Source organism: Bordetella genomosp. 10, assembly GCF_002261225.1.
Classification (GTDB): Bacteria; Pseudomonadota; Gammaproteobacteria; order Burkholderiales; family Burkholderiaceae_B; genus Bordetella_C.
On the sequence record NZ_NEVM01000001.1, the window covers coordinates 1,690,455 to 1,704,153 of the forward strand.

The following is a 13,699-nucleotide window of genomic DNA, read 5'->3' on the forward strand; positions in this document are numbered from 1 at the left end:
CGCCGATGTCCATATTCCGGGAGACACACGAGGTGACAGCGAAGACTTTGGATACGAATACGGCGGGAATCTCCGCCGTCGTGGGGGTCGGGCACACCGACTGGGTCCAGGACTATCGCCGCGTGCGCGACGGCGAGAAGCCGTTCGACTCGAACGGCTATGCGGCGCTGGCCTTCAAGCGCGCGCTGGAGGATGCGGGGCTGAAGCGGGAAGACGTCGACGGGCTCATCGTCGGGCCCACGACGGCCTACGAGCGCATGGGCGAAATCCTCAATATCGATCCCCGGTGGGGAGGCCAGGCGGATGCCGTGCAGGCGGTATTCCAGGCCGTCATGGCCATCAAGTCCGGCATGGCGGAGGTCGTGGCGCTGGTGTACGGCAACGACCAGCGTTCGGCCGCCGTCCAATACGGCGGCCCCGAGGCGATGGGGGGCGGTTCTTTCCTTTCCTATGTCTATCACAGTCCCTGGGGCCTGACCTCGCAGGGCGCGCTCTACGCCCTGATGTTCCAGCGCTACAAGGCGCTGCACGGTTTATCGGACCGCGACCTGGGCCAGGTCGCCGTGGGCCAGCGGCAGTGGGCCAGCCTGAACCCGAATGCCATCATGCGGGACAAGCCCCTGTCCCTCGACGAGTATCTGGCCGTGAAGTACATCGCCGAGCCCTTGCGCATGAACGACTATTGCCTCATCAACGATGGCGGCGTGGCGCTCATCGTCATGGAGGCCAGCCGCGCCCGCAAGCATCACGCGGAGAAGGCCGTGACCATACACGGGCTGGGGCGCAGCGACCTCAATCACCATGCGACCAGCCTGGGGCCGCGCCTGGTGGATTTCTATCTTCCCGCGCAACAGGGCGCCGCGGCGCAGGCTTTCGGGGCCGCCGGCATCGGTCCGCAGGATATCGATATATTGCTCGTCTACGACAGTTTCAGCCCGCACATCTTCTTCGCGCTGGAGGGCTTCGGCTACTGCCCGCCGGGCGAAGCGGCGCGCTTCATCGCCGAGCAGGGCATCGGCGTGGGCGGGAAGCTGCCGGTGAACACGCATGGCGGCCATCTGTCGGAGTCCTACATGCAGGGATGGAGCCACCAGATCGAGGCGGTGCGCCAGGTGCGCGGAGGACTGGGGAAACGTCAGGTTCCGGATTGCCGCTACGTGCAGTACGCATCGGACGTGGCCGGCAAGGCCATGTCGATCATCTACGGACGTTGAGGAGTGTCCTGACATGAGCGAAAGCAAGATCGAAAAGAAGAAGTCGCCGCGCCTGTACTCTCCTTACGACGCGCCGATGTGGGAAAGCATCCAGGCGGGCGAGATGAAACTGCAGCGCTGCCCGGAATCCGGCGAGTTCCGCTATCCGCCCGGCCCCATGTGTCCTGTCAGCATGAGCATGGAGTACGAGTGGACGCCCATTTCCGGGCAGGCCTCCATCGTGTCCTGGACCGTGTTCCATCGCCAATACCTGCCCGCCTATCCGGCGCCCCACCTGGTGGTGGCGGTACGCCTGCGGGAAGGGCCCATCATGGTGTCCTACATGGATCACGAGGAGATCGGGCGGATCGCGCTCGATGCCCCGGTGCGCATGGTGTACGCGGACCACCCGGACGGCTACCGCGTGCCGAAGTTCACCCTGGACAACTGAGGCCGGCGGGCGGCGCCGCCTCGGCAGGCCGCCCGTTCCCCCCTGATCCCGCCCACGGGCGAAGCCGGTTGCTCAGCCTATCGGTATGCCGGCGCGTTCGATCAGTTCGCGCCACTTGGCGACCTCGGCGGCCAGGAAGCCGCCGAATTGCTCGGGCGTGCCGCCGACCGGCGTGGACCCGTCCGCCTCCAGGCGCTTCTGGATCTCCGGCAGCTTCAGGACGGCGTTCAGCGTGGCGTTGAGCTCGTCGACGATGGGGCGGGGCGTGCGGGCGGGCACGGCCAGGCCGTACCAGGACTGGACGTCATAGCCATTTACCCCCTGTTCCTGCATGGTGGGAACGTTCGGCATGGCCGGCGACCGCCGTGGCGAGGTGACGGCCAGCAGCCGCAACTGGCCGGAAGCGATATAGCTCTTGGACTGGTTCAGGCTGGTGAACATCATGTCGATGTTGCCGGCCATGACGTCCATCATGGCCTGGGCGCCGCCCTTGTAGGGCACATGCGTCAGCTTGATTCCCGCCAGCGTCGACAACAGTTCGCCGCAAAGGTGTATCAAGCCGCCCACGCCGGAAGACCCGAAGGTGATCGAATTCGGCTTCTGCCTGGCCAGGTCGATCAGTTCGCGCACCGAATTGACCGGCAGGCCCGGGCGAACGACCAGGATATAAGGCTGCACCGCCAGTTCGATCAGCGGCGCGAAATCCTTCAGGAGATCGTAGGCCTGTTTCTTCCCCTGGAGCGTGACGTTCACCGAATGGCTGGCGGTGAACATGCACCAGTAGTAGCCGTCGGGCGCCGCGCGCGCGACCACGTCCGCGCCTATCGTGCCGTTGGCGCCGCTGCGGTTCTCCACCACCACGGCCTGGCCCAGCGCATCGCCGGCCTTCTGCGCGATGGCGCGGCCGACGATGTCGGTGCCGCCGCCGGGTTCGAACGGAATCATCAGCCGTATCGCGCGGGTGGGGAAGGCCGATTCCGTGTCCGCTTGCGCGGCCCGGGTTGCACGCGCCGCCAGCGCAAGCCCGGTGGCCGCCAGGCCTGCCTTGGCCAGATTCCTTCTGCATAGATCCATGCTGTCTCCTTGCCGCCGCGAGGCCGGCGCGGGATTGCCCGTCCATCGCTTGTCCTTTGCTTGTCTTTTGTTTGCCCCGTTTGCCGGGCGTTATCGCCGCCCGGCGCCGCGCGCCGGGGCAGCGGCGCGGCGTATCCTGCCTCGCAGGCCGGTCCTACTCCGCCTTGATGCCGGCCTTCGCGATGACCTCGCGCCACTTGGCGATTTCCGCCTGCAGGAAGCGGCCCGCCGCCTCCGGCGTGGTCGCCGCCGGCTCGCCGCCGTCGGCCTCGATCGCCTGCCTGACCTTGGGGCTGTCCAGCGCCGCGCGCACCGCGGCGTTCAATTTATCGATGACGTCGCGCGGCACGCGCGCGGGCGCCCACGCGCCGTACCAGGAATATGTCGAATAGCCCGGCACGCCGCTTTCCGAAATGGCCGGCACTTCCGGCAATATCCGCGTGCGCGTCAGGCTGGAGACGCCGATCGCGTGCAGGGCGCCCGCATGGATGAATTGAACGACGGCCGGCGTGGTGCCGAACAGCAGGTCGATGCGGCCGCCGCGCAGATCGTTCATCGCGGGGCCGGACCCCTTGTACGAGATGTGCGTAAGCTTCACGCCGGCCATGAGCTGGAACAGCTCGCCCGCGAGATGCCCGCCGCTGCCGACGCCCGGCGAACCGAAAGTGAGCGCGCCCGGCGCCGCCTTGGCCTTTGCCAGCAATTGCGCCACCGTGAGGGCGCCCAGGTGGCTGGACGACACCAGGACGTAAGGCACTTTGCTGAAGAGGCTGACGGGCTGGAGGTCTTTCAGCGGATCGAACTTCATATCGTGCCGCAACGAGGGATCGATGGACAGCGATGGCGTGCCGGTCAGCAGGGTATAGCCGTCCGGGGCGGCGCGCACCACGGTCATCATGCCGATGGTGCCGCTGCCCCCGCTCTGGTTCTCCACCACGACGGCCTGGCCCAGCACGTGGCCCATCTCGATGGCGACGAGCCGCGACACGGCATCCGTGCCCCCGCCGGGCGCCAGGGGCACGATGAGCCGCAAGGAGCGCGACGGAAACGCGTCGTCGCGTTGCGCTCGCGCCAGGCCCGGCCACGCCGTGCACGCCGCGGTGGCGGCGGAGAGCGCGATAAACGATCGTCTGTCCATGATGTCTCCTCCTTGGCTTCGCCGGCCTCGGCGCGACGCGACGCTCCGCATGGCCGTCCGCGGCCACCGGAAGGGCGTCGATGAAAAAGCGGGCTTGCGCTACTCCACCACTTGGCCGCTCAGGCGCGGTTGCTCCGCCGTCAGCACGCGAAGCGGCTTGCCGTCCAGCCAGGCCATGACGTTCTCGACGGTCGCGGCGTAGAACGGCGCGAGCAGCTCGCGCACGGTGTATCCCAGATGCGGCGTCAGGATGACGTTGTCCATGGCGCGGAGCGGATCGTGGCGCGGCAGCGGTTCGACGTCGAAGGTGTCCAGCGCGGCGCCGGCGATGCGGCGCCGCCGCAAGGCTTCCACCAGCGCCTCGCGGTCCACCAGGGCGCCGCGCGCCGTATTGACCAGGAAGGCGGTCGTCTTCATGCAGCCGAGCTCCCGGGCGCCGACGATATGCCGGGTGCGCTCGCTCAGGACCAGATGCAGGCTGACGAAGTCGCTGCGCCGGAACAGCTCCTCCTTTTCCACGCGCGCGACGTTCAGCGCCCGCGCGGTTTCCTCGGTCAGGTTCTGGCTCCAGGCGATGACCTTCATGCCGAAGGCATGCGCGACCGGCGCCATGTGGCTGCCCAGGCGTCCCAGGCCGACCAGTCCCAGCGTCCGCGTGGCCAGGGACATGCCGACCGTGCGCTGCCATCCGCCTTGCCGCATGTTTTCCGCTTCGCCGGGGATGTTTCTCGCCAGGGCCAGGATCAGGCCCCAGGCCAGTTCCGCCGTGGCGAACTGGCCCGCGGCCGAGCGCCGCGTGCAGGATACCGTGATGCCCAGGCGGCCGGCCGCGTCGAAATCGAGCGTCCGGTTGTGGGGGCCGGTGACCGCGATGAACTTCAGCCTCGGCAGCCTCTCCAGCAACGTCCCGGGCAGGGCCATGCGCTCGCGCGTGAGGCAGATCGCATCGAAGTCGCGCAAGGCCCGCGCCGCCTCGTCCTCCGGCAGGTGTTCGTCGAAGACCACGACGTCGCAGCGCTCGCGCACCGCGTCCCAATCGGCCAGTTGCAGCGCCAGGTTCTGGTAGTCGTCCAGGATGGCGACGCGCGGCTTGTCCATGGCCTTCACTCCTTTGCCGCGGCCGCGGCCACCACCTGGCTCACGTCCGGCACGCGATCCAGATCGCGCAGCAGGCCCAGCAACCGGCGCGCGCGTTCATCGTCCAGGCCGCGCCGCGCGCAATCCATGAACTTCGCCTCGTGCTGGGCGGCGTCCATGGGATTGCCGCGAGAGCCGGGCGCATGATGGACGCGCAGTTCGTGCCGCCCTTGCCGCGTCGTTATCGTGACGTCCACGAAGACCGGCGCGCCGGCCTCGAAATCGCCCGGCCGCAGCCGGTAGCGGCTGGCCTTGCGCATCAGGCGGCGCACCTCGGGCCGCGCCACCATGGCGTCGGTGAACGTATCGAAGCCGATTTCTCCGTCCATGAAGGCGGCGGCCGCGGTGTATTCCATGCTGAACTTGCCTTCCAGTCCGCTGGCGGGCTCGCGGTCGATCAGCGCCGCGTCATTGCCGGGGAGGTAGCCGAAGGTCATGCTTTCGATGTCTTCCGCGCGCAAGCCCTGCGATTCGCGCAAGGCGAATATGCCGGTCAGGCCGCGGTGCGTGCCGTAGCAGCAGGGCCAGCGCTTGACGTTGACGCCGGGATCCAGGAGATCCCAGGGCTTGCCCAGGCGGCCCGCCAATTCCTCAGGCGCGATCCGGTCCGCGCCGCCGTAGGTGTCCAGCACGCTGTTCGGGCCTTCGAGGATGCGCGGGTCCGCCGTCATGCCGGTCTTGGCCATCCAGGCCGCGAGCACGCCCGCGCGCGCGGCCTGTCCCACGTGGAAGGGCTTGGCCATGGAGCCGAAGTTGCGCACCAGGCCGCCCATCTGCGCCGCCGCCAGCCCCCAGGCATGGCAGAGCTGCGCCGCATCCAGCCCCCATAGCCGCGCGCAGGCCGCGGCGCAGGCGTAGACGCCGATGGTGCTGGTGCTGTGCCAGCCGCGCAGGTAATGCTCGTCGCCGAAGGCGCGCCCGAACTTGCCGGCGATTTCATTGGCGAGCGCGTACGCCGCCAGCAATTGCTCGCCCGATGCGTGCACGAATTCGCCCACGGCCAGGGCGGCGGCGACGACGGCGGCGCTGGGATGGCCGTGCAGGGTTACCATGCTGTCGTCGAAATCGAGGGCATGGGCGGCGATGCCGTTGGCGAAGGCCGCTTCCGGCACCGCCGTGCGCAGGCCGTGGCCCCAAAGGCCGGCTTGCGGCGCCGCGCTTATCTCCCGCGCCCAGCGCGCCGCGATGGCGCTGACCGGCTCGTCGCGGCCGGCCAGCGCCACGCCGAAGGTGTCGATGACGGCATCGCGAGCGCGCGCCATGACCTCGGCGGGAATCGCCGATACCGGCGTATCCACGACAAAGCGTGCGAATTGTTCCGTGGGCATGTCTCTCCTCCTGTCGGCCGCGCGGGCGCTTCAGCGCCCCTTGAACCGCGGCTTGCGCTTTTCCGCGAACGCCTTGCGTCCTTCGATGCGGTCGTCGCTGTTGTAGAGCAGTCCGAACAGGCTGCGCTCCACGTCGATCGCATGCGACAGCGGCATGTCTTCTCCCTGCCGCACCATGCGCTTGACGGCGCGAACGGACAGCGGCGCGTTGGCCGCGATGGCCAGGGCGATTTCGCGCGCCTCGGCCAACAGGCGGTCGCGGGCGACCACCTTGCTCACCAGGCCCATGCGCAGGGCCTCGGCGGCGTCGGTCCGGGCGCCGGTCAGCAGCATGAGCATGGCGTCGGAGCGGCCGACATAGCGGGGCAGGCGGACCGAGCCGCCCGCGCCCGGCATGCTGCCGACCTTGACTTCGGGCAGGGCGAATTGCGCGTCGTCCGTGCAGATACGTATGTCGCACGCCAGCGCCAGCTCCATGCCGCCGCCCAGCGCGTAGCCGTTGATGGCGGCGATCAGGGGCTTGTCGGTGTTCAGGTTGGCGATGAGCGATCCGCTGCCGGCGCCGCCGCCCAGGAGTTGCTGGGCGGCCGATTCGCCGGACGGCAGCGTCTTCTTCAAGTCCGAACCGGTGCAGAAGGCGCGGTCTCCCGCGCCCGTGACGATGGCCACGCGGATCTCGTCGTCCTGGCGCAGCCTGTCCCACGCCGCGTGCAGCAGGCCGCGCATTTCCGGGTCCACGGCGTTCATCGCCTCGGGCCGGTTGAGGACCACGGTGGCGATATGGTCCTCGACGGAGATTTCAACGGAACTCATGGTTTCTTCCTCTTGTCCTCGGTCTTGTCCTCAACGCAGCACGCCGTCTTCGGTCAGGCGGGCGATCTCCGCTTCGTCCAGGCCCAGCAGCGTGCGGCATATTTCGTGGGTGTGCTGTCCCAGCAATGGCGCGGGGCGCGCCTGTCCCGCCGGGCTGCGGGCATTGCGGAAAGGCTGCGCGTTGTAGAGCGAAGGGCCCATCTCCGGATGGTCCAGCGTCAGCCAGTGGCCGCGATGCCGCAACTGGGGATCCTCGATGACGTCGGCGGCCGTGCTGACCCGTCCCGCGGGAACGCCATGCGCCTGCAAGGCCAGCACCAGCGCTTCGACGCCATGGCCGGCGGTCTCGGCGTTCAGCCTTTCCTCGACTTCATCGACGTTCGCCAGCCGGCCGCTGGTCGTGGCCAGCCGGGCGTCGTTCATCCAGGCGGGCGCGCCGAGCGCGGCGGCCAGTCCGCGCCACTGGGCGTCGGTCATGACCGCGATCGCGATCCAGCGATCGTCGCCGGCGCAGCGGAATACGCCGTGCGGCGCGGCTTGTTCGTGCCGGTTGCCACGGGGCTGGGGCACGTGCCCGTTGGCCGTGTATTCGAGCACCGCCGGTCCGAGCAGGGCGACCGTGGGCTCGGTCTGCGCCATGTCGATGCGCTGGCCTTCGCCGGTGCGGCGGCGGTGCCGCAGCGCGGCCAGGACGGCGAAGGTCGCGTGGCAGGGATTGGGGATGTGGTCCGGGTAGTTCGTGCCGGTGCCCGCGGGTTCCCGGCCCGGCAAGCCCGTGAGCTGCTGGATGCCCGTCACGGCCGCCATCGTGGCGCCGTAGCCGAGGTAGTGTTTCTGCGGGCCGGTGGATCCCTGCATGGACATCGCCAGGTAGACGATGTCTTCCTTGACCGCGCGCACCGCGTCGTAGCCGAGGCCGAAGCGCTCCATCACGCCCGGGGTGAAGTTGTTGGCGACGATGTCGCTTTGCCGGATCAGGCGGAAGACCAGGTCCAGCGCGCGCGGGTGCTTCATGTTCAGCGTGAGGCTGCGCTTGCTGGAGTTCCGGTCGGCGAAGTAGCCGCTGCGATTGACGCCCTTGACGCCGTCCTTATAGGGCGCGGCGAGGCGCAGCGAGTCCACGCGGTCGGCGCTTTCGATCTTGATGACTTCCGCCCCGGCGTCGGCCAGGATCTTGGTGGTGTAGGAACCGGCGCCTATCCAGGTGAAGTCCGTCACGCGGACGCCGGTCAAGGGAAGGTGCTGCGTCATCGGATTTCCTCCGCCGGACGGTGCGAGGATGGAAGGTCCCGGGCGGCGGCGCCCAGGAGCTGCGCGTTGTGCTGGCCGGGCAGGGGAGCCGGGCCTTGGAGCGCCCAAGGGGTGCGCGCCAGGCGGTAAGGCGCGCCGGGCATGCGGATATCTTCCGGCCATCCGGGCTGGCGGACCTCCACGAAATAATCCCGCGACGCCAATTGGGGGCTGGCAACGAGGTCGTCCACCGCGTTCACCGCCGCGGCGGGCACGTGGCGGTCCTGGGCGGCCGCATACAGATAGGCCTTGGTTTTCGTTCGCGCCCAGGTGCCGAAGACTTCCATGAAAATGCGCTTCGCCTCGTCTGTCTGGAGGTATGCGGTCTCGCGCCATTCGTCGCCCGCGAGGCGTTCGACGTCAGGGACGCCTTCTTTCTTGAACCAGTCGATGGTGCGGTCCCAGAACCGGTTGGCGCCGATGCCGCCGGCCATCATGTAGACGTGGCCGTCCGCGCATTCGTACACCCCGGTGCCGGCGAAGCGCTGCAGGCCTGCCGTGCGGCGGCGCAGCGTGCCTTCCAGTTCATAGAATTGCACGGCGTTCTCCATGGCGAGCACCATGCATTCCTGGATGGAGACGTCCACATGGTCGCCCTGGCCGGTCGCTTCGGCGTGGGTCAGCGCGAGCATGCTGGCGACCGCGCCGAACATGCTGCCGCAGGAATAGGCCTGGTTGCCGTACGCGCCGATGGGAGGGCCGTCGGGATAGCCGCCCAGGTACAGGAATCCGCCGGTCGCCATGCACACCAGGTCCTCGGCTTCCTGCGCGCTATAGGGGCCCGTCTGGCCGTAGGGCGTGATGCTCGTCATGACCAGCGCCGGATTCAGGGCCGACAGCGCTTCGTAGCCGCAGCCGAGTTCCGCTAGCCGGCCGGGCCAGCCGCCTTCGATCACCAACTGCGCGCCGGCCGCCAGTCGATGCAGGGCGGCACGCCCCTCGTCCGTCTGGAGATCCAGGGTCACGGACTTCTTGCCGCCGTTCAGATAGACGAAGGACAGGCTGCGCAGCGGCTGCGTCGCGGCATCGGCGAGCGTGTGCAGGAACGGCCCGGTCTGCCGCGTATGCGCGCCGCCCGGCGGCTCGACCAGGATGACTTCGGCGCCCAGGTCCGCGAACATCTTGCCGCAATACTGGACGGCGGGACCGGCGATCTCGATGACGCGGACGCCGGATAGCGCGCCTCGGGAAGACGCTACAGAAGATTCGATAGTCATTGGTCCGGTCCGTCAGTGATGCAGCAGGCCCACGATATCGGCGACGCTGCCGGCCTTCTCCAGCGCGCGCAGGGCGTCGAATGCCTGCCTGGCGATTCCGGACGCGATCCGGGCATGCACCGCGCAGTCGTCGAACTTCGCCTCGATGTCGGCCCAGGTCAGTTCGCGCGATGGATGGCCCGGCGCCTTGTAGATACGGATGGCGTCTCGCTTGCCGTTGCGCAGGAAGACCTCCACGTCGACGAAGCCGCGGCCGCCGGAGCTGCGGGTGTCGAATAGCGGATCGTCGTCGCGGCACGATTCGTCCTCGTAGGCGTGGATCTTCTTCAGCAGCTCGCGGATCTCCGGGCGCCGCACCGCCTCGTCGGTGAACGTGCCGATCGTATAGCGGCCGTCGAGCACGCCGGCCGCGAGCGAATACTGCAGGCTGAACTTGCCTTCCAGTCCCGTCGCGGGTTCCGGATAGGTCAGGACCAGCATGCCGCCCGGGGGCATGCGGCATTCGAGTTTCACGACGTCGTCGGCCGTGAATCCGTGCTTTTCGCGCAGCGTCAGGACGCCGTCCATGCCGCGGTGCGACGCATAGCAGCAGGCGAATTTTTTCAGGGCGATGCCGGGATCGACCAGGATGCCGGGCCCGTCCAGGGCGGCGACGGCGACCTCGGGGTCCGACGCCTCCACGCCATAGGCCGCGTAGAAACCGGCCTTGGCTTCGAGGATATCGGGCGCCGCGGTGAATCCGCACAGCGCCAGCCTGACGGCCTGCAAGGCGTTGCGCGCGGCCAGGCCGGTATGCAGCGGTTTGGTCATGGTGCCGAAGTTGCGCCGCAGGCCGCTGGCCATGGAGGCGGCGATGCCCAGCGCCATCCGGGTCTGGTCCTCGTCCAGGCGCCTCGCCTTCGCCATGGCGGCTACGCCGGAGAAGGTGGCCAGCGTCCCGGTGCCGTGATAGCCGCGGCCGTAGTGGCCCACCGTGATGCCCTGGGCGATGCGCGCGCCGACCTCGATGCCGATGACGTAAGCCTCCACGAATTCGCGGCCGGTCAACGGGTGATCCGGCAGATCGGCGAGCAGGGCGGCGACGATGATGGCGCTGGGGTGGGCCGGCATCATCGACAGGACGTCGTCGAAATCCAGCGCATGGCCGAAAGTGCCGTTGACGAGGGCGGCCATTTCGGCGGTGGCCCGCCGGTCCGTGCCGAGGATGGGCGCGTCTCCCGCGGCGGGGCTCATGCCGAGATAGCGCATGAGGGGTTCCTCGACCTCGCTGTCGGCGCCGGCGAGAATCACCGCGAAGGTGTCGACGATGACCTTCTTCGCCTTGTCCACGGTCTCGGGCGGAAAGTCGTCCAGGCGTCGTTGGGCCACGACGCGCGCCATCGCTTGGGTCAGTCCTGTCATCTGTCTCTCATATCGTCGTTATGCCGGGGAGCAGGTCGTCCCCCCTGATGCGTACCGCCGGATGATAAGACCTCATTCCCGCTGGTCCCGGCGTTCGGGAACGCCTTGAAGTCCACGATGTGGGAATGCGTGGAATTGTCAGCCATTTGTAGGTTGAGTAATGACATTCCCACATCGTGGAACAAGCCGATGCGCAAATCGCGGGCAGGCGCGCGGCGGGTCGCTAGACTACGCGTCACGAGAACGACGGTCGGCGCGTCACGGGGACACGACGCGAGTGTCATGCCCCGCCGACGGACAGCAATATTCAGGAGACAGGACGTGAAGATCGAGCGCGTGGAAGCTATTCCTTTTCGAATTCCACTGAAGAAGGCATCCCGCTGGGGCGCGCATGGCAAGCGCGATGCGCAGGATCACGTGCTGATCCGGATTTATGCCGACGGCGTGGTGGGGACCGCGGAGGCGCCTGCCCGTCCCACTATTTATGGGGAAACCCAGCGGTCCATCGTCCATATCGTGCGCGATGTGCTCGGACCCATGCTGGTGGGGCGCGATGCGCTGGATCGCGAGGGCTACCAGGCCGCGCTGGCCGCCATCCCCTGGAATCCGACCGCGAAGGCCGCGCTGGACACGGCCTTGCACGACGTCGCCGCCCAGTCGCTGAAAGTCAGCCTCGCCCGCCTGCTCGGCGGCAGCGTCAAGCCCGTCGAGGTCAGTTGGATGCTCAGCCTGAACTTCGACAACGACGAGGAGTTCGTCCAGGAAGCGCTGAAGGTCCGCGACCAGTATGGGATACAGGCGTTCAAGATCAAGGCCGGCGCCGACCCGGCGGGCGACATCCAGCGCCTGCGCATGCTGCGCGAGGCGCTGGGCGACCAGGCGCTGCTCTTCATCGACGCCAACCAGCTCTACACCCCTGACGTGGCCATCCGCACCATCAACGCCATGGCCGAGTACGGACTGGCCATGGCCGAGGAGCCCGTCGCCGTCGGCCTGGGCGCCTATCGCAAGAAAGTCGCCGACGCGACCAGCGTGCCCATCCTGGCCGACGACAGCGTGTTCTCGCTGACCGACGTCCGGCGTGAACTGCAGGACGGCGCCATCGGCGTCATGGGCATCAAGATCGCGCGCACCGGCATGTACGAATCGACGCGCATCGTGCATATGGCCGAAGGGTACGGCTTGCCGTGCTGGATCGGTTCCCAGGGGGTGTCCGGGGTGGGCGCGGTGGCCAGCGCGCATTTCGCCGCGGCATTCCGCGCCGTCACGTATCCCGCCGATTTGTCCACCCCGCTGAAGCAGGAAGACGATCTGCTGGCCCGGCCCATCGACATCCGCGACGGCAAGCTGCACGTCCTGGACGCGCCGGGCATCGGCGCCGAGGTCGACCCCGACAAGCTTGCCCGCTATCGCCTGGATTGGTAAGCCTCCCGCGGCTGCCAAGCCGGCTTGCCGATTTTCCATAGGACCCGGTTCATCATGACGACCCATCAAATACGTTCATCGCGCCAACGCGGCGTGCGCTGCGTGATCCTGCGCGGCGGCACCAGCAAAGGCATCTATTTCCACGACCGCGACCTGCCGGCCGACGCGAAGGAGCGGGACAAGGTGCTGCTGGCCGCCATGGGCAGCCCGGACCCGCGCCAGATCGACGGCCTGGGCGGCGCCGACAATCTCACCAGCAAGATCGTCATCGTCGGCAAGAGCGACCGCCCCGACGCCGACGTGGACTACACCTTCGGCCAGGTCGGCATCGACCTGCCCTATGTGTCCTATTCCGCCAACTGCGGCAATCTCTCGGCGGGCGTCGGCGTGTTCGCCATCGAGGAAGGCCTGGTGGAACCGGTGCATCCGGTGACCCGCGTGCGCATCTTCAATACCAATACCCGGCAGTTGCTGGTTTCCTATGTTCCGGTGGACGCCGATGGCGCGCCCTCGGTGGACGGCGATTGCGCGATTGCCGGCGTGCCGGGCGCCTCGGGCGAGATCCGGATGGATTTCGCCGCCACCAAGGGCGCCAGCACCGGCAAGCTGCTGCCCAGCGGCAACGTCGTCGACGAACTCTATATTCCGGAATTCGGCCGGAAGATCCCCGTTTCCATCGTCGACATGGCGAAGGCGACCGTGTTCTTCCATGCCCGCGACGCCGGTATCCGCGGCACGGAAAGCCCCGACGAGTTCACGCCCGAGATCCTCGACCGTTTCTGGGCGATCCGCAATGCCGCCGCCGCCCACGTCGGCCTGGCGCCGGAGTCGCGCCTGCCGCATCCCGTTTCGGTGCTGGCGCCCACGGACTACGTGGACTTCATGACCAAGAAGGTGGTGCCGGCGGCCGACGTCAGCTTCGTCGCCCGCCGGGTGGGCGGGCCGCCGCCGCGCCTGCACAAGGCCTTCGCGGCGACGGGCGCGGTCTGCACGGCCATGGCGGCCAATATCCCGGGCACCATCGTGCACGCGGTGGCCCGTCCGTCCACGGACGGATACGTCCGCATCGGTCACCCGACCGGCGTGTTTCCCGTGCGCATCGGACTCGCGCCGAACGGCGACATCGAGGAGGTTTCCTATGTGCGCACGGCGCGGCGCATCATGGAGGGGACGGTGTTCGTGCGCGACTCGGTGGTCAAGGCCTGAGGGCGGAGGCGAGGCCGGGTTTTCCA

12 protein-coding genes are annotated in these 13,699 nt (G+C 68.1%); 4 read left to right on the forward strand and 8 right to left on the reverse strand.

The features are described 5' to 3' along the window. The first annotated feature begins 32 nt into the window (after positions 1-32). Positions 33-1,214: a thiolase family protein gene (locus CAL29_RS07425; protein WP_256977244.1), complete on the forward strand. Its 1,182-nt coding sequence runs from the start codon at positions 33-35 to the stop codon at positions 1,212-1,214. Between the two features lie 13 nt (positions 1,215-1,227). Further along, the gene (locus CAL29_RS07430) at positions 1,228-1,644 is read left to right on the forward strand and encodes a Zn-ribbon domain-containing OB-fold protein (protein ID WP_094852259.1); all 417 of its coding nucleotides are present in this window, start codon (positions 1,228-1,230) and stop codon (positions 1,642-1,644) included. Positions 1,645-1,716: 72 nt separating this feature from the next. On the opposite strand, the gene CAL29_RS07435 is transcribed toward CAL29_RS07430, so the two are convergent. From CAL29_RS07435 to CAL29_RS07470, 8 genes are all read right to left on the reverse strand, one after another. Further along, positions 1,717-2,718 (reverse strand): Bug family tripartite tricarboxylate transporter substrate binding protein, encoded by a 1,002-nt coding sequence (locus CAL29_RS07435; RefSeq protein WP_094852260.1) that lies wholly within the window; start codon positions 2,716-2,718, stop codon positions 1,717-1,719. 154 nt (positions 2,719-2,872) lie between these two features. After that, positions 2,873-3,856: a Bug family tripartite tricarboxylate transporter substrate binding protein gene (locus CAL29_RS07440; protein ID WP_179283936.1), complete on the reverse strand. Its 984-nt coding sequence runs from the start codon at positions 3,854-3,856 to the stop codon at positions 2,873-2,875. Between the two features lie 99 nt (positions 3,857-3,955). Then, positions 3,956-4,954, reverse strand: coding sequence for a D-2-hydroxyacid dehydrogenase family protein (locus tag CAL29_RS07445; protein WP_094852262.1), 999 nt, complete (start codon positions 4,952-4,954; stop codon positions 3,956-3,958). Between the two features lie 5 nt (positions 4,955-4,959). Beyond that, positions 4,960-6,321 (reverse strand): MmgE/PrpD family protein, encoded by a 1,362-nt coding sequence (locus CAL29_RS07450; RefSeq protein WP_094852263.1) that lies wholly within the window; start codon positions 6,319-6,321, stop codon positions 4,960-4,962. A 30-nt stretch (positions 6,322-6,351) separates the two neighbouring features. Beyond that, positions 6,352-7,134, reverse strand: coding sequence for an enoyl-CoA hydratase/isomerase family protein (locus tag CAL29_RS07455; RefSeq protein ID WP_094852264.1), 783 nt, complete (start codon positions 7,132-7,134; stop codon positions 6,352-6,354). 30 nt (positions 7,135-7,164) lie between these two features. After that, positions 7,165-8,385 carry a CaiB/BaiF CoA transferase family protein gene (locus CAL29_RS07460; protein ID WP_094852265.1) on the reverse strand — a complete coding sequence of 407 codons (1,221 nt, stop codon included), beginning with the start codon at positions 8,383-8,385 and terminating at the stop codon, positions 7,165-7,167. Next, positions 8,382-9,641: a CaiB/BaiF CoA transferase family protein gene (locus tag CAL29_RS07465; protein ID WP_094852266.1), complete on the reverse strand. Its 1,260-nt coding sequence runs from the start codon at positions 9,639-9,641 to the stop codon at positions 8,382-8,384. Before CAL29_RS07465 ends, CAL29_RS07460 begins: the two co-directional genes overlap by 4 nt. A gap of 12 nt (positions 9,642-9,653) precedes the next feature. Next, a complete protein-coding gene (locus CAL29_RS07470) occupies positions 9,654-11,042 on the reverse strand; it encodes an MmgE/PrpD family protein (RefSeq protein ID WP_094852267.1) in 1,389 nt (462 codons plus the stop codon). A 321-nt stretch (positions 11,043-11,363) separates the two neighbouring features. On the opposite strand from CAL29_RS07470, the gene CAL29_RS07475 reads away from it, so the two are divergent. Continuing rightward, positions 11,364-12,467, forward strand: a complete 1,104-nt coding sequence (locus tag CAL29_RS07475) for a mandelate racemase/muconate lactonizing enzyme family protein (RefSeq protein WP_179283937.1) — start codon at positions 11,364-11,366, stop codon at positions 12,465-12,467. Positions 12,468-12,521: 54 nt separating this feature from the next. Next, complete coding sequence (locus CAL29_RS07480) at positions 12,522-13,673, forward strand: 2-methylaconitate cis-trans isomerase PrpF family protein (RefSeq protein ID WP_094852778.1); 1,152 nt, start codon at positions 12,522-12,524, stop codon at positions 13,671-13,673. The last annotated feature ends 26 nt before the right edge of the window (positions 13,674-13,699 follow it).